This is a genomic window from Allobosea sp. NPDC055594 (assembly GCF_053618995.1).
Genome location: NZ_JBSHIO010000003.1, coordinates 314105 through 338546 on the forward strand (window position 1 = coordinate 314105; position 24442 = coordinate 338546).

Annotated in this window: 17 protein-coding genes; 8 read left to right on the top strand and 9 right to left on the bottom strand. The window is 67.7% G+C overall.

Annotation, left to right across the window (positions count from 1 at the left end):
* Positions 1–36: 36 nt before the first annotated feature.
* Entirely contained in the window at positions 37–2103 is a 2067-nt protein-coding gene (locus tag ACWGRX_RS08655; protein ID WP_452117212.1) for a mechanosensitive ion channel domain-containing protein, read from the bottom strand.
* Positions 2104–2452: 349 nt separating this feature from the next.
* On the opposite strand from ACWGRX_RS08655, the gene ACWGRX_RS08660 reads away from it, so the two are divergent.
* The gene (locus ACWGRX_RS08660) at positions 2453–4198 is read left to right on the top strand and encodes a carbamoyltransferase family protein (RefSeq protein ID WP_452117354.1); all 1746 of its coding nucleotides are present in this window, start codon (positions 2453–2455) and stop codon (positions 4196–4198) included.
* A 99-nt stretch (positions 4199–4297) separates the two neighbouring features.
* On the opposite strand, the gene grxD is transcribed toward ACWGRX_RS08660, so the two are convergent.
* From grxD to ACWGRX_RS08690, 6 genes are all read right to left on the bottom strand, one after another.
* A complete protein-coding gene (gene grxD / locus ACWGRX_RS08665) occupies positions 4298–4633 on the bottom strand; it encodes a Grx4 family monothiol glutaredoxin (protein ID WP_291637666.1) in 336 nt (111 codons plus the stop codon).
* A gap of 47 nt (positions 4634–4680) precedes the next feature.
* Positions 4681–4917 (bottom strand): BolA family protein, encoded by a 237-nt coding sequence (locus tag ACWGRX_RS08670; RefSeq protein ID WP_291637664.1) that lies wholly within the window; start codon positions 4915–4917, stop codon positions 4681–4683.
* 14 nt (positions 4918–4931) lie between these two features.
* Positions 4932–7142, bottom strand: coding sequence for a phosphoribosylformylglycinamidine synthase subunit PurL (gene purL, locus ACWGRX_RS08675; RefSeq protein WP_452117213.1), 2211 nt, complete (start codon positions 7140–7142; stop codon positions 4932–4934).
* A 95-nt stretch (positions 7143–7237) separates the two neighbouring features.
* Positions 7238–7675: an acyl-CoA thioesterase gene (locus ACWGRX_RS08680; RefSeq protein WP_452117214.1), complete on the bottom strand. Its 438-nt coding sequence runs from the start codon at positions 7673–7675 to the stop codon at positions 7238–7240.
* On the bottom strand, positions 7672–8559 hold the full coding sequence (locus ACWGRX_RS08685; protein WP_452117215.1) for a methyltransferase domain-containing protein: 888 nt from the start codon (positions 8557–8559) through the stop codon (positions 7672–7674). Before ACWGRX_RS08685 ends, ACWGRX_RS08680 begins: the two co-directional genes overlap by 4 nt.
* 16 nt (positions 8560–8575) lie before the next feature.
* On the bottom strand, positions 8576–10432 hold the full coding sequence (locus tag ACWGRX_RS08690; protein WP_452117216.1) for a M3 family oligoendopeptidase: 1857 nt from the start codon (positions 10430–10432) through the stop codon (positions 8576–8578).
* 220 nt (positions 10433–10652) lie between these two features.
* Between ACWGRX_RS08690 and ACWGRX_RS08695 the strand changes: the two genes are divergently transcribed.
* The 6 genes from ACWGRX_RS08695 (at position 10653) to ACWGRX_RS08720 (ending at position 21966) form a co-directional block, all read left to right on the top strand.
* Positions 10653–11909, top strand: a complete 1257-nt coding sequence (locus ACWGRX_RS08695; protein ID WP_452117217.1) for a GGDEF domain-containing protein — start codon at positions 10653–10655, stop codon at positions 11907–11909.
* A 106-nt stretch (positions 11910–12015) separates the two neighbouring features.
* Positions 12016–13584 (top strand): sigma-54-dependent transcriptional regulator, encoded by a 1569-nt coding sequence (locus ACWGRX_RS08700; protein WP_452117218.1) that lies wholly within the window; start codon positions 12016–12018, stop codon positions 13582–13584.
* Positions 13585–13644: 60 nt separating this feature from the next.
* Complete coding sequence (locus ACWGRX_RS08705) at positions 13645–15549, top strand: L,D-transpeptidase family protein (protein ID WP_452117219.1); 1905 nt, start codon at positions 13645–13647, stop codon at positions 15547–15549.
* A gap of 223 nt (positions 15550–15772) precedes the next feature.
* Positions 15773–17506, top strand: a complete 1734-nt coding sequence (locus ACWGRX_RS08710; RefSeq protein ID WP_452117220.1) for a peptidoglycan L,D-endopeptidase MepK — start codon at positions 15773–15775, stop codon at positions 17504–17506.
* A 140-nt stretch (positions 17507–17646) separates the two neighbouring features.
* Positions 17647–18813, top strand: a complete 1167-nt coding sequence (locus tag ACWGRX_RS08715; RefSeq protein WP_452117221.1) for an efflux RND transporter periplasmic adaptor subunit — start codon at positions 17647–17649, stop codon at positions 18811–18813.
* Between the two features lie 3 nt (positions 18814–18816).
* Positions 18817–21966 carry an efflux RND transporter permease subunit gene (locus tag ACWGRX_RS08720; protein WP_452117222.1) on the top strand — a complete coding sequence of 1050 codons (3150 nt, stop codon included), beginning with the start codon at positions 18817–18819 and terminating at the stop codon, positions 21964–21966.
* A 9-nt stretch (positions 21967–21975) separates the two neighbouring features.
* On the opposite strand, the gene ACWGRX_RS08725 is transcribed toward ACWGRX_RS08720, so the two are convergent.
* Together ACWGRX_RS08725 and ACWGRX_RS08730 are read right to left on the bottom strand one after the other, a co-directional pair.
* Positions 21976–22584 carry a glutathione S-transferase family protein gene (locus ACWGRX_RS08725; protein WP_452117223.1) on the bottom strand — a complete coding sequence of 203 codons (609 nt, stop codon included), beginning with the start codon at positions 22582–22584 and terminating at the stop codon, positions 21976–21978.
* 79 nt (positions 22585–22663) lie between these two features.
* On the bottom strand, positions 22664–23629 hold the full coding sequence (locus tag ACWGRX_RS08730) for a LysR family transcriptional regulator (protein ID WP_452117224.1): 966 nt from the start codon (positions 23627–23629) through the stop codon (positions 22664–22666).
* Between the two features lie 185 nt (positions 23630–23814).
* Here ACWGRX_RS08730 and ACWGRX_RS08735 point away from each other — a divergent pair, with 185 nt between their 5' ends.
* Complete coding sequence (locus tag ACWGRX_RS08735; protein ID WP_452117225.1) at positions 23815–24402, top strand: nitroreductase family protein; 588 nt, start codon at positions 23815–23817, stop codon at positions 24400–24402.
* Positions 24403–24442 lie beyond the last annotated feature (40 nt).

Below are 24442 nucleotides of genomic sequence, written 5' to 3' on the forward strand. Positions count from 1 at the left end.
ATTCGCCGCCCCGGCCGGAACCTCTGCCCCCGACGCCTATGGCTTGCCCGCCGACGCTCCGGCGAGCGCGAGTTGCCCCGAAAGGTTGAGCGGCGGCGCCGCGCCCGCCTTGTCGGCGCCCATATAGAGCGTCAGATGCGGGAACGGGATTTCGATGCCGCGGCGGTCGAAGACCTCCTTGAGCAGCTCGTTATAGGCGCGCCCGGCCGCCCATTGCGCGCCCGGCAAGGTCTTGATCCGCGCCCGCACGGTGATCGCGGAATCGCCGAAAGCGGTGATGCCCTGCATCTCGAGCGGCCCGATGATCCGCTCGCCATGCTCGCTCGCCTGCAGGCTGGCGAAGGCCTCTGCCATCGCCTCCTTCACCTCGGGGATGCTCTCGCGATAGGCGACCCCCATTTCGGCGACGTGGAAGGAGAAGCCCTTCATCATGTTCGAGACCTGATCGACCGAAGAGAACGGGATCAGGTGCAGCGTGCCGTCGAGCGAGCGGACCGAGACCGAGCGAATGGTCAGGCGCTCGACCACGCCGGACTTGCCGCCGACCTCGACGACATCGCCCTCGTTCATGACGTTCTCGAACTGGATGAAGACGCCGGTGATGATGTCCTGCACGAATTTCTGCGCACCGAAGCCGATCGCCAGGCCCAGCACCCCGGCGCCGGCCAGCAATGGCGCGATGTTCAGGCCGAGCTGCCCCAGCGCGAGCATGAGGACGAGGACCGCGAGCGCCGTGGTGAAGGCATTGCGGAACAGCGAGAGCAGGGTCTTTTCGCGGGCGGTCGGGACTGTCCCGAAATCGGGATTGAGCCGATATTCGACCCAGGACAGCATCGCGACATAGATGCCCATGCCGACGAGGACGATCAGCGCCGCCGCGATCACCGAACCGGTGAGCCTCTGGCCGGACGCGCTCGCCAGCCATCCCGCAAAATCGAGCAGCTGCCAGGCCTGCGCGACGGCGAGAAGAACACCGAAGACGACCAGGGTCCTGACGATCTGCAGCACCCGCGGCGTGAAAGCCTGAAGCCGCGGCTCGAGCAGCGGCAGGCGCAGGCGGATATCCTCGGGCAGGCGGACGCCGACATTGGCCAATCGCGAGACGAAGGCGACCACCAGCCCGCCGATCAGCGCGACGACCACGGACTGGACCGTCGCAGCCATGACGAACGGCAAGGCCCGCGCCGGGTTGACCAGCCAGACCAGGAAGATGCCGACGAGATAGGTGATGGCGAGGATGTGCCAGTAGCGCCCGAAGACGTGGCCGGCGCGGGCTAGCAGGTCGCGCCGGCCGGCCTCCATCCGCGCGAACAGCCGGCGGCGCACGCTGTGCCGGTTCTGCAGGATGATGATGATCGTGATCACCAGGGCCGTCAGCGTCACCAGGACCTTGAGCGCCTGCGCCGCGGCCGTCGGGAGGTAGAGTGCCATGACCGGTGCCGCGAACAGGAATGTGTAGCCCATCAGCGAAACCAGCCGCGCCAGCCAGAAATACCAGTACGCCGCCATTGTATCGTCGAACCTCAGGACGCGCAGTCCCGGATGCCGTGGCTCGAGCACGGCCCGCATCGCCACCTTGACGAATTCGATCACCAGGAAGGCGTTGAGCAGCAGGGTCTGGTCCAGCGTCATGCGGCGGGTCGCGCCGCCGACAAGTTGGAGGGCGATCAGATAGCCCGCCCCCCAGGCGAGGGCGACGCCTGCCAGATCCAGGATCGCCGCGCCGATGAGCGCGGCCAGCCGGGGCGCCCAGGATGCCCGCTCGACCCGCCTCGCCAGGCTGCCCTGCGCCGCCTCGACGGCGAACCTGACGACCAGGAAGCTGGCGAACAGCCCCGCAGCGACCAGCGCCAGTGCCAGCCCGGCATCGCGCAGGCGCACCATGTCGAGCCCTGAATCGCCCGAAAACACCGTCCCGATCTGCCGCACCGCCTGCAGCGCTGCCGAGACCGCCTCGGCGCTCTGCTCGGCCACCGCTCTGGTGTATTCCGCGACACGTTGCGCCAGCCCTGCCTCGCTCGGCTGCGCCGGTGCCACCTGCCCCGGCGGACGTTGCCTCAGGCGCTGGAGCAGATCCGCGCGCAGCTTGTCGTCCTCGAGCACGCGCACGAGATCGTCGAGCGACGCAGCCCCGCGCTCGACCGTCGAATCCGCAGTAGAATTGGAATGACCAGAGACAATACCTTGCGCAAGGCAGATGTTAGAAAATACAGAAAAAATAAAAGATAGAACAAATAGAAATTTCGACATCAAACAGGACCTGCGGGCGAATTTTGGGAGACACGCAGCCTAGGCGCATCATATACTCAGTCAACGAAAATAAAATTATACAAACAAATACAACACGATAGCGTCAAATCTACAAAAATTAACTCGCAAGGAGCGCTGGCACGTCGCAATCTCGACATCCCTCATGTTAAAGTATCGGCCACCCCATCACTTGCCCGAGTACATGACCTACACGATCGGCCTCGCCACCACCTTCCACGACCCCGCCATCGCCATCGTCGGCCCGGATGGCGAGGTGCTCTTCGCGGAAGCGGCCGAGCGCTATCTCCAGTACAAGCGCGCCCCCAATTGCGAGCCGGACACCACGGCGCGGATGGAGTCTCTGCTCGGGCGCTACATTCCGCGCGGTGCCGAGATCCGCCTCGCGACCAGCTGGGGCGCCGAGTTCACCGACTTCCTCGCGCAGATGGACCGCAGCGGCGCCTTCACGCTCGATGCCCTGCTCAAGCTCTCGCCGGAATTCAACCGCTCCATGGTGCCGGAGCGCTCCGAGCGGGCCTTCATCGCCTCGCTCCATCTCGCCCAGCAGCGCGCCGGGATCGGCACGCTGATCGGGCTCGACCGGGCCTTCGGCGAGGCGAGGATCACCGGCCTTACGCGCTATGGCCACCATCTCAGCCACGCCGCCTATGCCTGCTGGTCCTCGCCTTTCCGCGACGCCGCCTGCCTGGTGGTCGACGGTATGGGCGAAACCGGCGCTTCGGCGATCTTCGCGTTGAGGGACGGCGAGATCACCGAGCTCAGGCGCCATAGCGGCCGCGCCTCGATCGGCTTCTATTTCGGCTTCGTCACCGATCTCGCCGGATTCGACCAGGCCAAGGGCGAGGAATGGAAGATCATGGGGCTCGCCCCCTATGGCCGGCAGGACCCGGAATTGCTGACCCTGCTGCGCCGGCTCTACCGGATCGAGGGCAGCAAGCTCTCCTTCGCCGATGCCACAACGGTCAGGGAGGTCGGCGCCGAGATCCTCTCCCGCCGCCCGGCCGATGCGCTCGATCAGGGCTGGGCCGACCTCGCCCGCTGCGGACAGGACGTCTTCGCCGAGATGATGGCGGCGCTGCTGGCCGAGACGGCGGCGCTCTGCCCCTCCGAGAACCTCGTCCTCGCCGGCGGCTGCGCCCTAAACTCGTCTTTCAATGGCAAGATCTGCAACGACAGGATCGCGGGCCGCCACGGTTTCGCCCGTGTCCATGTGCCCTCGGCACCAGCCGATGACGGCAATGCGCTCGGTGCCGCCTGGCTCGCCTATGCCGAAGCCAATCCCGGCTGGCGCCCGCCGGCGGGACCGCTGAGCCCCTATCTCGGCTCGACCGTCTCGACCGAGCCGTTCGAGCGGATGGCTGCCTGGGAGCCGCGGCTGCGCAAGCTCGCGGCCGATGAGATCGCGCCCGCGACCGCAAGCCTGCTCGCCGAAGGCAAGCTCGTCGGCTGGGTCCAGGGCCGCGCCGAATTCGGCCCGCGCGCCCTCGGCAACCGCTCGATCCTCGCCGATCCGCGCCCGGCGAACGCCAAGGACCTGCTCAACGCCAAGGTGAAGTATCGCGAGGCCTTCCGGCCCTTCGCCCCGTCGATCCTGGCCGAGCATGGCCCCGACTGGTTCGAGGACTATCAAGACACGCCCTATATGGAGCGCACTCTGAGCTGGAAGGAAGCGGTCCGCGCCCGCGTCCCGGCCGTCGTCCACGAGGACGGCACCGGTCGGCTGCAGAGCGTCACGGCGCAGCGCAATCCGCGCTATCACGCGCTGATCTCGGCCTTCCACGATCTGACCGGGGTGCCGGTGATCCTCAACACCTCCTTCAACATCATGGGCAAGCCGATCCTGCATACGAGCGAGGATGCGATCCTGATGTTCTACACCTCGGGCCTCGACGCGCTGGTCGTCGAGGACTGGCTGCTGGTGAAGTGAGCCTCCGACCTCGCATCGGTAGACCGCCACCCGGCGCCAAATGCAAAAGGGCGGCGCCGGATGCGCCGCCCTCTCGAAGGCTTCGACAAATTGAGAGCGTCAGCTCGCCTGCTTGACGGTGATGCCCTTCTCCGCCAGCAGCGTCTGCAGCTCGCCGGCCTGGAACATCTCGCGGGCGATGTCGCAGCCGCCGACGAACTCACCCTTGACGTAGAGCTGCGGGATCGTCGGCCAGTTCGAATAGGCCTTGATGCCCTCGCGGATCTCCTGATCCTCGAGCACGTTGACGCCCTTGAACGGCACGCCGACGTAATTGAGGATCTGCACCACCTGGCCGGAGAAGCCGCACATCGGGAATTGCGGCGTGCCCTTCATGAAGAGCACGACGTCCTCGGACTTCACCTCGGCGTCGATGCGGGCATTGATGTCGGTCATGTCCTGATCTCCTGGGGCGGGTTCAAGGCCCGCTGGATGCATTCGTTCTAATTCTGGGGAACCGCCGTCGTCAGCGCAAGGGCGTGCAACACGCCGCCCATGCGGCCTTGCAGCGCGGCATAGACCATCTGGTGCTGCTGCACCCGGGACTTACCCTTGAAGGCGGCCGAGGTCACCGTCGCGGCGTAGTGATCGCCGTCGCCGGCGAGGTCCTTGATCTCGACCACCGCATCGGGCAGCGCCGCCTTGATCATGTTCTCGATTTCGTGGGCGTCCATCGCCATGTCTTTAGGTCTCCTCAGGCAGCCTTGCCGGCCATGTAGTCCGGCAGCCAGCTCTCATGCGCCTTGCGCAGAGCCACGATCGAAACGGCGGCCTCGCCCGGCAGGGCAAGATCGGCGCCGCCGGTCTGCCCGATCAGCTGCGCCGGAACGCCCGCCGCTTTTGCCTCGGCGATGAGCGCCTCTGCGGCACCGGCCGGCACCGTGACGAGATAGCGGCCCTGATCCTCGCCGAACAGCACCGCATGGGCGGGACCGGCCGGCAGGGCCGCGACCTTGGCGCCGACACCCTTCGCCATCGCCATCTCGGCGAGCGCGACCGCAAGTCCGCCATCCGAGAGGTCATGGCAGGCGCTGACGCGGCCGGCCGTGACCAGCGGGCGGACGAAATCGCCATTGCGCCGCTCGATGGCAAGATCGACCGGCGGCGGCGCGCCCTCTTCGCGGCCGCAGATCGTCGCGAGATAGGCGCTCTGGCCGAGCCAGCCGTCGGTCTCGCCGATCAGGATGATCGCCTCGCCCTCGGCCTTGAAGCCGACGGTCGCATGCTTGGTCACATCGGCGAGGACGCCGACGCCGCCGATCGTCGGAGTCGGCAGGATCGAGACGCCATTGGTCTCGTTGTAGAGCGAGACATTGCCGGAGACGACCGGGAAATCGAGCGCGCGGCAGGCCTCGCCGATGCCCTTGATGCAGCCGACGAGCTGGCCCATCACCTCGGGCCGCTCGGGATTGCCGAAGTTGAGATTGTCGGTGACGGCAAGCGGCAGGGCGCCGACCGCGGTCAGATTGCGCCAGGCTTCGGCGACGGCCTGCTTGCCGCCCTCGAACGGGTCGGCCTCGCAATAGCGCGGCGTCACATCGGCGGTCATGGCGAGGCCCTTCGGCCCGTCCTCGACCCGCACGATGCCGGCGTCGCCACCCGGCGTCACCGCAGAATTGCCGAGAATCAGCGTGTCGTATTGCTCCCAGATCCAGCGCTTCGAGCAGAGATCGGGCGAGCCGACCAGCTTGAGCAGGGCTTCGGCATTCGCCATCGGCTGGGCAACGCTCGCCGCCTCGACCACCGGCCGCTTCGGCGTCTCGATCCAAGGCCGATCATATTCCGGCGCCTCATCGCCGAGCTCCTTGATCGGCAGATTGGCCATCGTCTCGCCCTGGTGCTTGACGACGAAGCGCAGCGTGTCGGTGGTCTTGCCGACGACGGCGAAGTCGAGGCCCCATTTGCGGAAGATCGCCTCGGCCGGCTGCTCATGGCCGGGCTTGATCACCATGAGCATGCGCTCCTGGCTTTCCGAGAGCATCATCTCATAGGCGCTCATCCGCTCCTCGCGGCAGGGCACGGAATCGAGGTCGAGTTCGACGCCGAGATCACCCTTGGCGCCCATCTCGACGGCCGAGCAGGTCAGGCCGGCTGCGCCCATGTCCTGGATCGCGTCGACATGGCCGGCGGCCATGATCTCGAGGCAGGCTTCGAGCAGCAGCTTCTCGGCGAAGGGGTCTCCGACCTGCACGGTCGGGCGCTTCTCCTCGGCACCCTCGTCGAAGGCGGCCGAGGCCATGGTCGCGCCATGGATGCCGTCGCGCCCGGTCTTCGAGCCGAGATAGACGATCGCCTTACCGACGCCGGACGCCTTGGCGTAGAAGATCTCGTCGGCACGGGCGAGGCCGACCGCCATGGCGTTGACCAGGATGTTGCCGTCATAGCGGCGATGGAAACCGGTGGCGCCGCCGACATTCGGCACGCCGAAGGAGTTGCCGTAGCCGCCGATGCCGGCGACGACGCCGGAGACCAGATGGCGGGTCTTCGGATGCGACGGGTCACCGAAGCGCAGCGCGTCGAGCACCGCGATCGGACGCGCGCCCATGGTGAAGACGTCGCGCAGGATGCCGCCGACGCCGGTGGTCGCGCCCTGATAGGGCTCGATGAAGGACGGGTGGTTGTGGCTCTCCATCTTGAAGACCACGGCGAGCCCGTCGCCGATATCGATCACGCCAGCGTTCTCGCCCGGGCCCTGGATCACCCAGGGCGCCTTGGTCGGCAGCGTCTTCAGATGGATCTTCGAGGATTTGTACGAGCAGTGCTCGTTCCACATCGCCGAGACGATGCCGAGCTCGGTGATCGTCGGCTCGCGCCCGATCAGATGCAGGAAGCGCTGGTACTCGTCGGGCTTGAGCCCGTGCTCGGCGACCAGCTGGGGGGTGATCTTGATGTCGTTGGGAATCACGCGACCTGTTCCTGACGGACGGGGCGAGCGGAGCGCTCATTCAGGGCGGGGCATAGCCCGAAGCCGGCGGAGAAACAACTTTTCCGGGCCAGATTTCAGATGCTCAGTCCCGCCAGCGCCTCACGCAGCCCTTCCGGGATCGGCACCGGCTTCTGTGCGGCGCGCTCGACATAGACATGGGTGAACAGGCCCTGCGCCGCCGTCTCCTGCGCACCTTCGCGGAAGATGCCGAGGCGGTAGGTCACCGAGGAGCGGCCGAGCCTTTCGACCGCGAGCGCGCCCTCGACCGTCTCGGGGAAGGCAACGCTCTCGAAATAATCGCAGCGCGTGCCGACCACGAGGCCGACGACCGGGCTCTCCTTCACGTCGAGGAAGCCCTGCTCGATCAGCCAGGCGTTCACCACCGTGTCGAACCAGTTGTAGTAGACGACATTGTTGACGTGGCCGAAGACGTCATTATCGGCCCAGCGCGTCGGGATCGTGCGGAACAGCCGGAAATCGGCCCGCTTCAGTCGTACCGGCTTGTCGCTCATCCCTGCCCCTCTCCGCCCGGCTTCTCGCCGGTACCGACCTCCGTCACGCCGAGCGCATCCGCCAGCCGCGCCTTGGCCGAACCCGGCCGGAGCGGCTTCTGTTGGCTCTCATGCGGCGCCCAGCCCGAGAGCCAGACGATCTCGAAACTCGCCCGCAGCCTGCCATCCGGATCGGCAAAGCGCTCAGCATAGAGCTCGGCAGCACGCAGCAGCACGGCCCGTCGCAGCGGCTTGCGGCTGCGCTCCAGCAGCGTATTGGCCCAGCCCATGGCGCGCAGGTCGCGCAGCAGGCCGAACAGATCGCCATAGCGCACGGTGACGAGCTCGCTGTCGACGACCGGCAGGGCAAAGCCGGCCCGCTGCAACAGGCTACCGAGATCGCGCAGATCGGCGAAGGGCGCGACCCGCGGGCTCGCCCCGCCGCTCACCTCGACCTCGGCGGCGAGTAGTGACTGGCGCAGTTCGGTCAGGCTCTGCCCGGCGAGCAGGCAGCCGATGAACAGCCCGTCCGGCCGAAGGCTGCGCCTGATCTGGAGCAACGCGCCGGGCAGGTCGTTGACCGCCTGCAGGGCGAGCAGCGAGGCGGAAAGGTCGAGCGCGGCGGCGGCGAAGGGCAGCGCCTCGAGATCGCCGACGATGTCGGCGCCAGCGCCGGCCACTTCCGCCAGCCGCAGCACCCCGTCCGCCTTCTGCCGCAGCACCGGTGCCGCCAGCGGCAGGGCCGAGCCGAGATCGGCGGCGACCGCGAAGCGCCGCAGCACCGCAGAAAGCCGCTCCGCGAGATCATCGGCGCAGCGCGCCAGCAGGAAATCGGGATAGCCGTCCGCGAGCGCCGCCGCGAGGCGACGCCGATAGAGCGCGCGGTCGAAGACCTGGGAGCTCACCTGCGCACCCCCTCGCTTATTCCATGCCCTCGAGCTCGATGATCAGCCCCTCGATCATGTTGAGGCCGATCTGCCAGAAGGCCGGATCGCGGGCGTCGAGGCCGAACGGCTTGAGCAGTTCGGAATGATGCTTGGTGCCGCCGGCCGAGAGCAACGCGAAATAGCGCTGCTGAAAGCCCTCCGCCGAGTTCTGGTAGACGCCGTAGAGCGAGTTCACCAGGCAATCGCCGAAGGCATAGGCGTAGACGTAGAAGGGCGAGTGGATGAAGTGCGGGATATAGGCCCAGAAGGTCTCGTAGCCCGGGCCGAGCCTGATCGCGGGACCGAGGCTCTCCGACTGCACGCTCATCCACAGTTCGCAGAGATTTTCCGCCGTCAGCTCGCCCGAGCGGCGGGCTTCGTGGACCTTCCGCTCGAAGGAGTAGAAGGCGATCTGGCGCACGACCGTGTTGATCATGTCCTCGACCTTGGCGGCGAGCATCGCCTTGCGCTGCTTGGCGTCGACCGTCTCGTTGAGCAGCTTGCGGAAGGTCAGCATCTCCCCGAAGACGCTCGCCGTCTCGGCCAGCGTCAGCGGCGTCGGCGCCATCAACGCGCCGTTTGGCCCGGCCAGCACCTGGTGCACGCCATGGCCGAGCTCATGGGCGAGGGTCATCACGTCGCGCGGCTTGCCCTGATAGTTGACCAGCACATAGGGGTGCGCGGAGGGCACGGTGGGATGGGCAAAGGCGCCCGGCGCCTTGCCGGGCCGCGCCGGCGCATCAATCCAGCGCTCATCGAAGAAGCGCCGGGCGATGCCGGCCATCTCCGGCGAGAAATCGCCATAGGCGGACAGCACGGTGTCGCGCGCCTCGTTCCACGGGATCGTGCGCTGCTCGACGCGTGGCAGCGGCGCGTTGCGGTCCCAGTAATCGAGCGCCTCGCGCCCGAACCAGCGTGCCTTCAGCCTGTAATAGCGATGCGACAGGCGCGGATAGGCATCGCGCACCGCCGCGACCAGCGCATCAACCACCTCGCGCTCGACCCGGTTCGCCAGATGCCGGGAATCGGCGACATCCTCGAATTTGCGCCAGCGATCGGAGATCTCCTTGTCCTTGGCGAGGGTGTTGGTGATCAGGCCAAAGGTCCGCAGATGCTGGCGGAACACCGTTCCGAGCGCCTCCGCCGCCTCCTTACGGACCGCCCCATCGGCGTCCTGCAGGCGGTTCAGCGTCAGTTCGAGCGTCAGTTCCTCGCCGCCGGCCTTGAAGCGCAGCGAGGCGATGGTCTCGTCGAAAAGCCGGTTCCAGGCGCCGTGGCCGGTCACCGACTTCTCGTGGAACAGCTCCTCGATCCGGTCCTCGAGCTGATGCGGCTTGTCCTTGGCGAGGTCCTCGATCCACGGCTTCCAATGGCTGAGCGGCGCCTGTGCCGCCGCCTTGGCCAGGGTGGCCTCGTCGATCCGGTTGAGCTCCAGCCCGAAGAACAAGAGCTCCGTCGAGATCGCCGTGACCTTGTCCTGCGTGTCGCCATAGAATTTGGCGCGCTGCGGGTCGGTGGTATCGCCGGAATAGACCAGCCCGGCATAGGACATGATCTTGCCGACGAGGTCTTCGAGCTTCTCATAAGCAGCAACCGCTTCCGCCAACACCGTACTGGCGTCGGCGCGCGCCGCCAGCATCGCGAGCTTGCCGCGGTAGAGGGCCGCGAAGCTGCGCGCCTCGGCCAGGGCTTTCTCGAGATCGGCGGCGAATTCCGGCGCGTCCATCGCCGGATAGAGATGCGTCAGATCCCATTCCGGCAGGACGCCCAGCGCCTTGGCCGCCTTGTCGGCGCGGCCGGCAGGGCTCCTTGCGACATTGGCGGCGGTCGTCCCGGCGAAGGCTGTCGTCATGTCAAAGGCACCTTTCTGGCGAAACCGTTCCCTCCCATATGCGCGGACAAGACCGCGCGATCAACGTTGCGCAGCGCCGCAATCGTGCCGCGCCTCGCTCCAGCCGCTTGTGCATGCAGGGCATTCGCGCGAACTGAAGACGTTGACTTTCCGTAAGGTCTGCCACTACCCAGGGTCGAGACCGGCCTCTGCGAGCGCGCGCCGACCGCGGAATGGTGGAATGGACCACGCCTATCTTCTGACCGCGATTCTGCCCGTCATTGCCGCGGTGCTCTGCGCGACCCTTTATTCCCTCTGGCTGAAGCAAAGGGAGCACCGGCATGTGCTCAACTGGTCCTTGGCCTATGCTTGCGCTGTCCTTGGCTCCGCGATCAGCCTGGCGCGCCTCGTCACCGAGAACGCCGCGCCCTTCTCCCTGATCGCCAACGCCTTTCTGGTCGGTGTCGCCTTCTTCGCGGCACGCGGCGCCCTGATTCTGCATGCCGGCCGGCCGGCCGACCGCCTCACCTTGCCGATCCTGCTCGCCACCGTCCTCGCCGGAATCTGGTTCGGCCTCGTGAGCCCGAGCGTCTTCTGGCGCGGCACCATCGCCAGCATCGGAGCCGCCCTGATCTTCCTGATCGCGGCGTGCGCGATCGCGCGCGCGCCGGACCGCGACAGGATCGACCGGTTGACCGGCCTGGTCTTTGTGCTGACGGCCGCCATCCTCGTCGTCCGTCCCGCCCTCGCCTTCGTGCTGGAGGGGCCGATCGAGAGCGAGGCGGAAGTGACGAGCGCCTTCTGGGGCGTAAGCTTCCGGATTTTCGCCATGCTGAGCTGGTGCGCCATGGCCGCCCTCTTCCTGCTCAGGGCGACGAGCGACCTGATGGCCGAGGCGACCGCGCAGTCGCTGACCGACCCGCTCACCGGCATCGGCAATCGCCGCGGCTTCTTCACCGCCGCCGAGACCGCGCTGGCCGCAACCTGCCGCGAAGCGCCGGCGACGCTCCTGCTCTGCGACATCGACGCCTTCAAGCAGGTCAATGACGTCTATGGCCACGCCACCGGTGATCTCGTCATCAAGGAGCTGGCCAACGTCCTGGCCGAAGCGGCGGATGGGAACGGCGCGATTCTCGGCCGTCTCGGCGGCGAGGAGTTCGTCGCCCTCCTGCCCGGCACGCCACTCGAGCCGGCGCTCGCCATGGCCGAGGCGATCCGGGCCGACTATGCGCGTCGCTCGCGCGCCATCCGCCCGCTGCAAGGCCCGGTGACGGTCAGCATCGGCGTCGCCGAAACGGCCGGCGAGGAGGAGCTGGAAGCCGTGATCGAGCGTGCCGACGCGGCGCTCTACCGGGCCAAGCGCAAGGGCCGCGACCGGGTCGAGGTCGCCGGCCTTGCGGAAGGCACGCCCGAAGTGCCGCAGCGCGGCACCTCGCATAGCCGCCGCTACAGGCGCGCCTTCACCGCACCTGAAGCACGGACCCGCACGCGCCCCTGAGCGCGAACGGTGTCGCTGTCTTAATCACGACTTAACCCTTCTGGCCGAGATTGCCCCGAAACGGAACAGCGCTTCCGCCTGCAAGCCCCTGGCCGATCGAGGGTCCATGTCCGCCACCGTCCTCGTCGTCGACGACGATCCCGTCCAGCGCCGGCTGCTCGACGCGATGCTCAAGCGTTTCGGCCATGACGTCCTGACGGCTGAGGGCGGTGAGCAGGCGCTCGCTCTGCTCGGCGACGAATCGCAGCATATCGACTGCCTGGTACTAGACCTCGTCATGCCCGGCCGCGACGGCATGGCGGTGCTCGCCGCGCTGCGCGAGCGCGGCATCGCGACGCCGGTGATCGTCCAGACCGCGAACGGATCGATCGAGACCGTGGTTTCCGCGATGCGGGCGGGGGCGGTCGACTTCGTGGTCAAGCCGGTCGGAGCCGAGCGCCTGCAGGTCTCGCTCAAGAACGCGCTCAAGCTCGGTGCGCTCGAGCATGAGATCCGCTACATGAAGCGGCGCTCCGCCGGCCAGCTCGGCTTCCGCGACCTCGCCAGCAAGAGCCCGGATATGAGCCGGGTCGTGCAGCTCGCCGAGCGCGCTGCCAAATCGAACATTCCGGTGCTCGTCGAAGGCGAATCCGGCGTCGGCAAGGAAGTGCTCGCCCGCGCCATCCAGGGCTCCAGCGACCGCCGCGGCAAGCCCTTCGTCACCGTCAATTGCGGAGCGATCCCGCACAACCTCGTCGAATCCATCCTCTTTGGCCACGAGAAGGGCGCCTTCACCGGTGCCACCGAGCGCCATGTCGGCAAATTCGTCGAGGCCAATGGCGGCACGCTCTTCCTCGACGAGGTCGGCGAACTGCCGCTCGATGCCCAGGTCAAGCTGCTGCGCGCCATCCAGGAGGGCGAGGTCGACCCGGTCGGCGGCAAGAAATCGGTGCGCGTCGACATCCGCATCATCTCGGCGACCAACAAGAGCCTGCTCGATCAGGTCAAGCGCGGCGAGTTCCGCGAGGACTTGTATTACCGCCTCAACGTCTTCCCCATCACCCTGCCGCCGCTGCGCCAGCGCCGCGAGGATGTCGCCGACCTCGCCCGCGGCTTCCTCGCCCGCTTCTCCGCCGAAGAGGGCAAGAAGCTGCGCGGCATCAGCAGCGAGGCGCTCGGGCTGCTTGGCCGCTACGACTGGCCGGGCAATGTCCGCCAGCTCGAGAACGCCATGTTCCGCGCCGTGGTCCTGGCCGATGGCGACGAGCTGACCATCGCCGAGTTCCCGCAGATCGCCGCGCAGATGGAGGGCTTCGACGTCCGCATCCCGCCGGCCCCGCCTCCCCTTTCCGGCGCGCGCCAGGAGGATGCGCCGCCGCGCATCGTCCAGGTGCCGGTGCGCGATCCCAACGCGCTCGACCTCGTAGCCGGCTCCGACATGCGCAGCCTCGACGAGCTCGAACGCGAGATCATCAAATTCGCGCTCGCCCATTATCGCGGCCACATGTCCGAGATCTCGCGGAAGCTCGGCATCGGCCGCTCGACGCTCTATCGCAAGCTCAAGGATTACGGGCTGATCGAAGGCGAGACCGGTCCGATTGGAGTGGACGCCGCCGAGCCGGAACCGGACCGAGCGCCGCGGCCGGCGGAGCCGGCTTCGGACAGAATGGCCGCCGCTGTTGCAGGGCGGCACTAGTCGAAACAGGCTGCCTCACGCAGGTATCGGCGTGGATCGGCAGCGATTCGGGGACACAGCATGCGCCGTCGCCTTCTGGCGGAATCCGCCTCCGCCGCTATCCTGGCTCTCGCGCTCGGCATCGTCGGCGCGCTCGCGCAGGAAGCCCCGCACGAGGCCGCCGCGCCGCGCCTGCCGCTACCGGAACTGCCGGCTCCGCTGGTGATGCTGCCCGAAGCGGCCCCGCTCAGGCTCGACATTCCCGCCCCGCCCGAGCTGGTGCTCGACCTGCGAACCGGCCCCGCCGAAGAGCAGCCTGAGCTCGCCGCCCGGCTCGATGCGACCGAGCTCGTCACCGGAGCGATCTCGGTGACGCCGCAGCCTGAGGACCGCATATTCCTGCTCGACATCCCGGCTCCCGAGCTGCCGCCGGTCGATCCCGCATTGACCGCCAGGCCGGCGCCGGACGCGCCCTCCCCGGCCGCGCTCCCGGCGCAGATCGAGATCGCGCCGCCGGCCTTGCCCGAAGTCGTGTTGTCGCTGCCGAGCGCGCTCGAGCTCGCCGCCCGCATCGCCCAGCGTGCCGAGGAAGGTCTCGCCGTGCCGCGCCTCGCCCAGCGTGAGCGCGCCGACATCCTCGCCGCCTACGCTGCCAACGAGAATCGGCCGTTCTGGATCGAGGGCAAGGGCTGGAGCCCCGCCGGCAAGCAGCTCGTCGCCCAGCTCGCCCGCGCCGGCCAGGACGGCTTGCGCCCCGCCGACTATGCCGTGCCGGCTTTCGAGGCCAGCGACAAGGACGGCCTCGCCGAGGCCGATGTCAGGCTCTCGGCCCTCGCCGTGCTCTATGCCCGCGACGCGCGCGGCGGCCGCATCGATCCGCGCCGCCTCTCGAAGATGCTGACCCCGGAGCTCGACCTGCCCTCGGCCACCGAGGTGCTGTCGGAGCTCGCCGGCGCCGCCGACCCGGGCGCGGTGCTCGCCGCGTACAACCCGCAGCACGAGGGCTATCGCCGGCTCAAGGCCAAGCTCGCCACTCTGCGCTCCAACGACGAGGATGTGCCTTCGGTGCGCATCCCTGCCGGGCCGCCGCTGCGGCTCGGCATGCGCGACCAGCGCGTGCCGCTGGTTCGCGCCCGCCTCGGCCTCGGCGCCAGCGAGGAACCGGTCTTCGACCGCTCGACCGCGACCGCGCTCGCCGCATTCCAGAAGCAGGCCGGGCTGCGCGCCGACGGCGTGCTCAGCAACCAGACGCTCGCCGCGCTCGGCTCGCCGCCCGCCGCTCGCCTGGAAAACGACATCATCGCCCAGATGGAGCGCTGGCGCTGGCTGCCCGCCGATCTCGGTGCCAGCCATGTCATGGTCAACGTCCCCGAATTCCGGATGCGCATGGTCCATGACGGCAAGCCCGTGCACGATACCCGCGTCATCGTCGGCAAGCCGCAGAGCGCGACACCGATCTTCTCGCACAAGATGGAATATGTCGTCGTCAATCCGTCCTGGTACGTGCCGCCCTCGATCCTGAAGAAGGAGTTCCTGCCCGGGCTCAAGGCCGATCCCGATTATGCCGCCAAGCGCGGCTATGTCGTCACCCGCCGCGGCAATTCGATCTCGGTGCGCCAACCCCCGGGCGAGCGCAACGCGCTCGGCTGGATCAAGTTCATGTTCCCGAACGACCATGCCGTCTATCTGCACGACACGCCGAACCGGCGCCTCTTCGCCGGCAACAAGCGCGCTCTCAGCCATGGTTGCGTGCGCGTCGAGAACCCGTTCGCGCTCGCCGATCTCGTGCTCGGCCCGGAATGGACGAACGAACGGCTGAAGCGCCTGATCGGCTCCGGCGAGCGCACGATCAGATTGCCGCAGCCGCTGCCGATCCATCTGGTCTACAACACGCTGGTGGTGAACGAGGCCGGCGCGATCACGACCTTTGAGGACCTCTACGGCTTCCACCGGCTGGTCCGCACCGCGCTCGAGCGGCTCTCCTGAGGCCAGATTGCGGCGGCGGCACGGTTTCGCCATGATCTGTGGGTAGCCAGCTGCGGACTTGCCGAAAATCCGGCGGGATGGTTGTGCCGCCGGTAACCTCCCGTTAAGCCTTCTCGGCAACTGTTCCTTCACGTTTACCGCACCGGCTCGCCGGCGCTTCGAGACGGGTCAGGTGAGAGTGAGCTGGTCGAAAGCCGAGACGACGAGACGGCTGACGCGCCCCATGCGGCGCCTCGCGCATACCGGTGCGCTCGTCGCGACCAGCGTGGTCGTCTTGTGCATTGGGGTCCGCGGCACGCAAGATGCTGTCGCCAACGGCGATACCCGCACCATCACCATCAAGCACATGCACACCAAGGAGGAGACGACCGTCACCTTCAGGCGTGATGGCCGCTACGATTCCGCAGCGCTCGAGAAGCTGAACTGGGCGATGCGCGACTGGCGCACCGACGAGCCGATCCGGATGGATCCGCGCCTGTTCGATCTCGCCTGGGAAGTGCATCGCAAGGTCGGCTCCGAAGAGCCCTTCCACGTCGTGTCCGCCTATCGCTCGCCCGGCACCAATTCGATGCTGCGCCGGCGCTCGCGCGGGGTCGCCAAGTCCAGCCAGCACATGGTCGGCAAGGCGATGGACTTCTACCTGCCGGACACACCGACCGTGAAGATCCGGGAGGTCGGCATGCGGCTGCAACGCGGCGGCGTCGGCTTCTACCCCGGCGCCCATACCCCGTTCATCCATCTCGACGCCGGCTCGGTGCGCTCCTGGCCACGCATGACGCGCGACCAGCTGGTGCGTCTGTTCCCGGACGAAAAGACCGTGCATCTGCCGGCCGACGGCAAGCCCCTCAGCGGCTACGAGGTCGCCAAGGCCGAGATCCTCTCCGGCGGCGGCTCGGTGATGGGCTATGCCGCCACCGATTTCGACGAGGGCGCGATCATCGCTTCCGGCCGCGGCGGCAAGGGTTTCTGGGCAGCACTCTTCGGCGGCGACGACGAGGAGGCGGATGCCCGCCCGAGCCGCGGCCGCGCCGCGGCCCGCCGCGCACCGACGCCACAACCCACCGTCATGGCCTATGCCGGCGACAGCAACAGTGGCGATGGCGGCCGTTTCGCGGTCTTCAATGCCCAGCCCGCCCAGGCCGAGCCGACCGGCCGCGCCCTGATGCGCGAGCGCTCGAACCGCGCCACGGCACCGGCTCCCGCGGCGCCCGCTGCCGCACCGGCCGAGACCCAGCTCGCCGCCCTTGCGCCACCGCCGGCCGAACCGCCCAAGCCCAGCGCGATCGCGACCGCATTGCCGGTCGCGCGACCGGCCAGCCTGACGCTGCCGCCACCGCCCGCCGGCTCGCCGCAACTCGCCGCATTGGCCGCCGAGGCCTCGGCATTGCCCTTGCCGCAGACCGAGCAGAAGCTGATTCTCGCCTCGCTGCCGCCGCGCCGCCCCGGCGATCTGCCGCCTCCCGTGCTCGAGGCTGTCGTGGCCGGCCGGCCTGTCGCGGCGCCCTTGCCGCCGATCCGCCCGGTCGTTCTCGCGAACCTCGCCCCGGAGCCCGCTCGCGCCGAGGCCGAGGACGCGGCTCCTGCCGGCGCCCGCCTGGTCAATGTCTCGCATCCACCGCCGCCGATCCGTCCGCGTGCGCCGGGCGAAGCGACGCGACGCGTCGCCGAAGGCGCGGCGGCCGAGACGCGGACGCCGATGGCCGCCGAATACGATGCCGATCGCTCCGGTCTGGATTCGCTGTTCGCTGCCGTCGCCCAGCCGGCGGCCGCGCCGCGCCGCGCCGGCGTCGCCACCGCCAAGGCGAAGGTGACCGACCCTGCCGCCAGGGGGTGGGTCGCGGGGCCGAGCCCAGCGGCCGCGCTCGGCTTCAGCAACGCCGCCCCCAGCGACCTCAAGACCAGCGGCTTCAGCGGCCCCGCCGTCCGCGCCCTGCCGACGACCTTCGTCCAGAACTGACCTGCCGACGGGCCGACGCTGCGACAGCGCCCGTCATGATCTTGTAGGCGTAGCGCAGCATCAATAAAACGCGCACAGTGCCGTCGCGTCATGATACGCGTCATGGCAGGATACGGACGATGCCTACGGGAGTCATGGAAATGCGCGCTCAACTTGCGGAAAGTCCGGCTCGCCGGTCGCGGAATGGAGCGACCTTCCTGCTCGTCGCCGGCATTGCCCTGCTCGGCCCCTGCTGGCCCGCACTCGCCCAGCAGGCTCAACCCGCCCAGCCGGCGGCCATCCCGGTCGGTACCACCCCGGCGCAGAAGCGCCCGATCGAGCGCACCGCCGATTTCGTCGGCCGCATCGAGGCGATCAACCGGGTCGAGGTCCGGGCCCGCGTCACCGGTTTCCTGGAAGCCGTCCTGTTCCGCGACGGCGACAGTGTCAAGGAAGGCGCCCCGCTGTTCCGCATCGAGAGAGCGCCGTTCGAGGCAGCCGTGCAGCAGGCGCAGGGCACGCTCGAGAGCGCCGAGGGGACGCTGCAGAACGCCACCGCCCAGCGTCAGCGTGCCGAGGACCTGCTGCGGACCAATGCAGGCTCGGTCGCGGTACGCGACCAGCGCGTCGCCGAGGAGACCGCTGCTAAGGGCTCGACCACCACCGCCGCCGCCAATCTGAAGACCGCGGAGATCAATCTCGGCTACACCGAGATCACCTCGCCCATCGCCGGCCGGATCGGCCGTACCAAGCTGACCAAGGGCAATGTCGTCTCGCCGGACAGCGGCGCGCTGGCCCTGATCGTCAGCGAAGACCCGATGTATGTGAACTTCCCGGTCAGTCAGCGCGAATTCGTCACCTTCGGCCATAATCGCGTCGATGCCGGCGCGACCGGACCAAAGGTCACCCTGCGCTTTTCAGACGGCTCGACCTATGACCAGCAGGGCACGATCGACTTCGTCGACGTCTCGGTCGACCGCTCCACCGACACCGTCCTGGTCCGCGCCGTCGTGCCCAATCCGAAAGGCCGGCTGATCGACGGAACCCTGGTCAATGTCGCCGTCCATGCCGACAAGCCCGTGGACAAGGTCCTGGTGCCCCAGGCGGCGCTGATCGCCGACCAGCAAGGCGCTTACGTCTTCGTGGTCGAGGGCGGCAAGGCCGTGGTCAAACGCCTGAAGATCGGGGCCGAAGCCGGCGCCTATGTCGTGGTCGACCAGGGGTTGAATGGTGGCGAGCAGATCGTGGTCGAGGGGCTCCAGGGCCTGCGGCCCGGCACCCCGGTTCTCGCCTCCCCTGTCGCAGCGCCGCCGGCCGGCCGGAGCTGAGGCATGTTCACCTCCGTCTTCGTCGACCGGCCGCGCCTGGCCATCGTCATCGCGGTCGTCACGGTCATCGCCGGCCTGATCTCGCTCTTTGCGATTCCGGTCGCGCAATATCCCGACATCGTGCCGCCCCAGGTCTCGGTGACGACCTCCTATCCCGGCGCATCGGCGGCCGTGGTCGAGTCGACCGTGGCGCAACCGCTCGAAGCCCAGATCGTCGGCACCGACAAGATGCTCTACATGAAGAGCGTCAGCGGCAATGACGGCAGCTATTCGCTGAAGATCTCGTTCGAGCTCGGCACCGATCCCGACATCAACACCGTCAACGTCAACAATCGCGTCCAGATCGCGCTGTCGAAGCTGCCCGAGGAGGTCAAGCGCAACGGCGTGACGGTGAAGAAGCAGTCCTCGGCGCTACTCGGCGTCATCGCGGTCTATTCGCCGAAGAAGACCTACGACAACCTCTTCGTCTCGAACTACACCACCATCAACCTGCTCGATGCGATCCGCTCGACCCCGGGGGTCGGCGACGCCTCGCTGTTCGGCGCGCAGGACTATTCGATGCGCGCCTGGGTCCGCACCGACGCCCTGACCGGGCTCGGCCTGACCACCGGCGACATCATCAACGCCATCCAGTCGCAGAACACCCAGGCCGCCGTCGGCCGCATCGGCGCACGTCCGATCTCCGACGACCAGCAGCTTCAGCTCAACATCCAGACCAAGGGCAGGCTGAGCTCGCCGCAGGAATTCGAGAAGATCGTGGTGCGCACCAACCCGGACGGGTCGGTGCTGCGGCTCTCCGATGTCGCGCGCATCGAGCTCGGTGCCGCCAATCTCGACCGCGAGACCCGCCTCAACAGCGGCCCGGCCGTGCTGATCGGCATCTACCAGTCGCCGGGCGCCAACGCCATCGCGGCGCTCGATGCGGTCAAGAAGACCGTCGGCGACATCGCCCGCAATTTCCCGGAAGACCTCGCCTGGAAGGTGACCTACGACCCGACCGCCTTCGTCACGGCGACCATCGACGAGGTCAAGAAGACGCTGATCGAGGCGTTCATCCTCGTCATCATCGTCGTCTTCCTCTTCCTCGGCAGCTTCCGCGCCACCCTGATCCCGACCTTCGCCGTCCCGGTCAGCCTCATCGGCACCTTCATCGTGCTGAACGCCATCGGCTACTCCGCCAACACGGTCTCGCTGCTCGCCGTCGTGCTCGCCATCGGCATCGTCGTCGACGACGCGATCGTCGTCGTCGAGAATGTCGAGCGCGTGATGGAGGAGCATCCCGAGCTTTCGCCGGCCGACGCGACCAAGCGCGCCATGAGCGAGATCGTGGCGCCGATCATCGCGATCACGCTGGTGCTGCTCTCGGTCTTCGTGCCCGTCGCCTTCATCCCCGGCATTTCCGGCGAACTCTTCCGCCAGTTCGCCGTCACCGTCGCAGTCGCGATGCTGATCTCGGCGATCAATGCGCTGACCCTGTCGCCAGCGCTCTGCGGCGTTCTGCTCAAGCCGCATCACGGCCCGCGCCGCGGGCCGATCGGCCATGTCATGCGCGGCATCGACTGGACGCGCGATCGCTATGGCGACCTCGTCGCCCGGCTGGTGCGCATCTCGCTGATCAGCCTGGCGCTGACCGCGGCCTTCGGCGCCGCGATCTACGGCATGGGACGCATCACACCGACCGGCTTCCTGCCGGAGGACGACCAGGGCGCCTTCTTCGTCGTCGCCCAATTGCCCGACGGCGCCTCGGTCGGCCGCACCGCGGCCGTTGCCGCCGAGGTCGAAAAGATCCTCAAGGCCGAGCCGACGGTCGAGGATTACTCGACCATCATCGGGCTGAACTTCATCGACGGGAACTCGCAGTCCAATGCCGGTTTCTTCCTCGTCACGCTGAAACCCTTCGCGGATCGCAAGGGTGCCGACCAGAGTGCCAACGCGGTCCTCGCCCGCGTCGCGCAGAAGCTGCGGGCGGTACGCGGCGGCGCCGTGGTGCCGATCGCGCCGCCACCGATCGTCGGTCTCGGCACCGGCGGCGGCTTCACCTATGTGCTGCAGGACATGGGCGGCTCCGATCCCAAGGCGCTCGCCCGCACGCTGCGCGGCCTGACCATCGCCGCCAATCAGGACCCGCAGCTGAGCCGCGTCTTCTCGACCTTCTCGGACACGACGCCCTCGGTCTTCCTCGACATCGACCGCGACAAGGTCCAGATTCTCGGCGTCGAGCTGAGCACACTGTTCCAATCGCTCCAGGCCTCGCTCGGCGGCTACTATGTCAACGACATCAATCTTTTCGGCCGCACCTGGCAGGTCCAGATCCAGGCCGATGGCGCAGACCGCAAGTCGATCGACGACATCTACCGCATCAATGTCCGCAGCCGCGACGGTAGCATGATCCCGCTGCGCAGCCTGCTCGAGGCACGCATCATCGTCGGGCCGCAGGCGCTGATCCGCTACAACAACCGCCTCGCCGTCACGATACAGGGCTCGCCGGCGCCGGGGGTCTCCTCCGGCCAGGCGCTGGCGGCGATGGAGCAGGTCGCGGCGAAGACGTTGCCGGCGGGCTATCGCGGCGACTGGACCGACGTCTCCTTCCAGGAGAAGCGGGCCGAGGGCCAGACGGGGATGATCCTCGCTTTCGCCCTGCTCTTTGCCTATCTCTTCCTGGTCGCGCTCTATGAGAGCTGGACGATCCCCGTGCCCGTCCTGCTCTCGGTCGCGGTCGGCGTGCTCGGCGCCTTCATCGGCATCGTCATCGGCGGGCTGACGCTCGACCTCTATGCCCAGATCGGCATCGTCGTGCTGATCGGCCTTGCGGCCAAGAACGGCATCCTGATCGTCGAATTCGCCAAGGAGCAGCGCGAAAAGGGGCTTCCCCTCCTCGACGCAGCGACGCTGGGCGCGCGCCTGCGCTTCCGGCCAGTGATGATGACCTCGCTCGCCTTCATCCTCGGCCTCTTGCCGCTGGTGATCGCGGAGGGGCCCTCGATGCTCGCCAGACGCAATGTCGGCACGCCGGTCTTCGGCGGCATGATCGCGGCGGCCGTGATCGGCATCTTCCTGATCCCGGCGCTCTACGTCATCTTCCAGTCGCTGCGCGAGCGCTTCCGCCCAGCCTCCAGGCCGAAGGTCGAGCGCGAACCCGACCCGGCGCAGTAGCGCCGGGTCTTACTCCCGGTCGATCGGCCAGGCCTCGAACACGTCGAGCGCCTCGCAGGCCTTGGCCTGTGCGGCGAGCGCCGGCCAGCGCGCTTCGTCGACGAACTCCGGGATGACGAAACGGCAGAAGCCCCAGGCGATCGCCGCCGCGATGTCGCTCGGCCGCAATTCCGGACCGGCGGCGAGCTCGCCGCGCCGCGCCGCCTGGTCGAGCAGATCGAGCGCCGTATGCAGCTGCGTCAGAATGCGCTCCTGCCAGTTGGCGTAGCGGCGCTCTTCCGGACGCTTGCGCTCGTATTCGACCGAAACCGCCTTGTCGGCGGCGACGATGCCGATGCCGGTCAGACTGAGGTCTCGCACCCGTGCGGCCGGGTCGACGGGCCGCAATGAGCGTCCGGCGACATCCTCGAAATGCTGGATGATCAGCAGCGATTCACTGATTACCGTGCCGTCATCGGCGACCAGCGTCGGCGCCTTGATCAGCGGATTGATCTTGCTGAACTCCGGCATGTGCCGGAACACCGAGACCGAGCGGTGCTCGAATTCGAGCCCGAGCAAGGTTCCGGTGATCGCGGCGCGCCGCACATAGGGGCTGTCTAGCATTCCAACCAGCAGCATCACGATCTCCCGCTTCGATGGGTCGCAACACTGCCTTTGCGAAAGACGGCTGGCACGTGAAATCGGGTGAAGTGCAACTTCACGCAGCTTGATGTTCGTCCTCGCCAGATCCGACCATCTGCGCATGCTGATCCAGCACCTTCCGGCAGGGATCCCAGGTCGCGGCGGAGCCGAAGCGTTCGACCAGGAGATCGGTGAGCACGCGGACCTTGCCGGAGACATAGGCGCCCGGCGGACGCACGACATAAAGCCCGCTTTCCGGCAGCGGAAACTCGACCAGAACGGGCTCGACCCGGCCGGCGCGAATCGCCTCGCCGGCAATGAAGCTCGGCAGCAGGGCGAGACCCAGCCCGGCCTCCGCCCATTGCAGCAAGGTGTCGCCATTATCGGAACGAAGCCGCCCGCTCGGCCGGACCGAGACAAGCCGCCGATTGACCTTGAAATTCCAGTCGGGCACCGCCCCGCCGGTATAGATCAGGCATTCATGGCCGGTGAGATCGGCCGGCGTCGCCGGGCGGCCATGCCCGGCAAGGTAGGCGGGACTGCCGACGACGATACCGCGCACGGAGGTGATCCGACGCGCCACCAGGCTGGAATCCTTCAGCACGCCGATCCGGATCGCCATGTCGAAGCGCTCGGAGATCAGGTCGACCTGCCGGTCGCTGGCCTCGGCATCGATCTCGAGCCGGGGATGCCGGCGCGCCAGCTCGGCCAGCACCGGCGCGGCATGATGGATGCCGAAGGAGAGCGGCATGCTCAGCCGAAGTCGGCCCGCGACCCCGCCGGCCTGCAGCGCCACCGCTTCGCGAGCTTCTGTCAGCTCGGCCAGGATGCGTTCGCCGCGCGCCTTGAACTCGAGCCCCGCTTCGGTCGGGCTGACGCCGCGGGTGGTACGGCTCAGAAGTCTGGTGCCGAGATCGGCCTCCAGTCGCGCCACGCGGCGACTGATGATCGATTTCGACAGGCCGAGGCTACGCCCGGCCCGGCCGAAGCCTCCGGAATCGACCACGGCGACGAAGCTGCGGATATCGTCGAGCTCGGACATGCAGGCGTTCCTCCGCTAGCAACAGATTGGTGCCCAATATGGGCATTCCGATGCAGCAAGTGAACCGCTACCTCTCCCCCATCAAGTCCCGCCTTCGCCGGGACGGCGCCTGTGCAGGCGCTCAGGGAAACCCGTCCTGTCTCATCGGTCCACCGACGTGACATGCGTTCGCATATGAGGAAGCCATGCTCGACAAGCTCAAGAAGCGCCGTACGCAATATGCGCTCGGCAAGAATCTGCCGATTCCCGAAGCGCAGGTGGATGCCCTGATCAGGGAAGCGATCCGCCTTTCGCCGTCCAGCTTCAACTCGCAGAGCTCGCGCGCCGTCATTCTGTTCGGCAAGGAGAGCGACAAGTTCTGGAACATCACGCGGGAGGCGCTTCGCGCCGTCGTGCCGGCCGCCGATTTCGAGGGGACGAGCAAGAAGATCGACAGCTTCGCGAACGGCGCGGGAACTGTGCTGTTCTTCGAGGATCAGGAGCCGGTCAAGACGCTCCAGGCCAGCTTCCCGCTCTACGCGCACAACTTCCCGATCTGGTCGGAACATTCGACCGGCATCGCGCAGCTGGCCGTGTGGACGACGCTCGCCGACGCCGATATCGGTGCGAGCCTCCAGCATTACCATCCGCTCGTCGACGCAGACGTCGCCAAGGCTTGGAACATCCCTGCGTCCTGGAAGTTGACGGCGCAGATGCCCTTCGGCTCCAATGAAGCGGCTTTCCAGGAAAAGACCTTCATCGATGACGAGGTCCGGTTCCGGACCCATAGCTGACAGCCGCCCGCAAGGCCGCCCAGGAAAACGCCGGTCTCAG

Bases quoted from the DNA above. Each gene is read 5' to 3' on its own strand.
- ACWGRX_RS08700 (WP_452117218.1), top strand. From the start codon at position 12,016: ATGTCCGCCACCGTCCTCGTCGTCGACGACGATCCCGTCCAGCGCCGG.
- ACWGRX_RS08670 (WP_291637664.1), bottom strand. From the start codon at position 4,917: ATGGCGATGGACGCCCACGAAATCGAGAACATGATCAAGGCGGCGCTG.
- ACWGRX_RS08680 (WP_452117214.1), bottom strand. From the start codon at position 7,675: ATGAGCGACAAGCCGGTACGACTGAAGCGGGCCGATTTCCGGCTGTTC.
- ACWGRX_RS08735 (WP_452117225.1), top strand. From the start codon at position 23,815: ATGCTCGACAAGCTCAAGAAGCGCCGTACGCAATATGCGCTCGGCAAG.
- ACWGRX_RS08725 (WP_452117223.1), bottom strand. From the start codon at position 22,584: ATGCTGCTGGTTGGAATGCTAGACAGCCCCTATGTGCGGCGCGCCGCG.
- ACWGRX_RS08720 (WP_452117222.1), top strand. From the start codon at position 18,817: ATGTTCACCTCCGTCTTCGTCGACCGGCCGCGCCTGGCCATCGTCATC.
- ACWGRX_RS08705 (WP_452117219.1), top strand. From the start codon at position 13,645: ATGCGCCGTCGCCTTCTGGCGGAATCCGCCTCCGCCGCTATCCTGGCT.
- grxD (WP_291637666.1), bottom strand. From the start codon at position 4,633: ATGACCGACATCAATGCCCGCATCGACGCCGAGGTGAAGTCCGAGGAC.
- ACWGRX_RS08695 (WP_452117217.1), top strand. From the start codon at position 10,653: ATGGACCACGCCTATCTTCTGACCGCGATTCTGCCCGTCATTGCCGCG.
- ACWGRX_RS08690 (WP_452117216.1), bottom strand. From the start codon at position 10,432: ATGACGACAGCCTTCGCCGGGACGACCGCCGCCAATGTCGCAAGGAGC.
- ACWGRX_RS08710 (WP_452117220.1), top strand. From the start codon at position 15,773: ATGCGGCGCCTCGCGCATACCGGTGCGCTCGTCGCGACCAGCGTGGTC.
- ACWGRX_RS08660 (WP_452117354.1), top strand. From the start codon at position 2,453: ATGACCTACACGATCGGCCTCGCCACCACCTTCCACGACCCCGCCATC.
- ACWGRX_RS08730 (WP_452117224.1), bottom strand. From the start codon at position 23,629: ATGTCCGAGCTCGACGATATCCGCAGCTTCGTCGCCGTGGTCGATTCC.
- ACWGRX_RS08715 (WP_452117221.1), top strand. From the start codon at position 17,647: ATGCGCGCTCAACTTGCGGAAAGTCCGGCTCGCCGGTCGCGGAATGGA.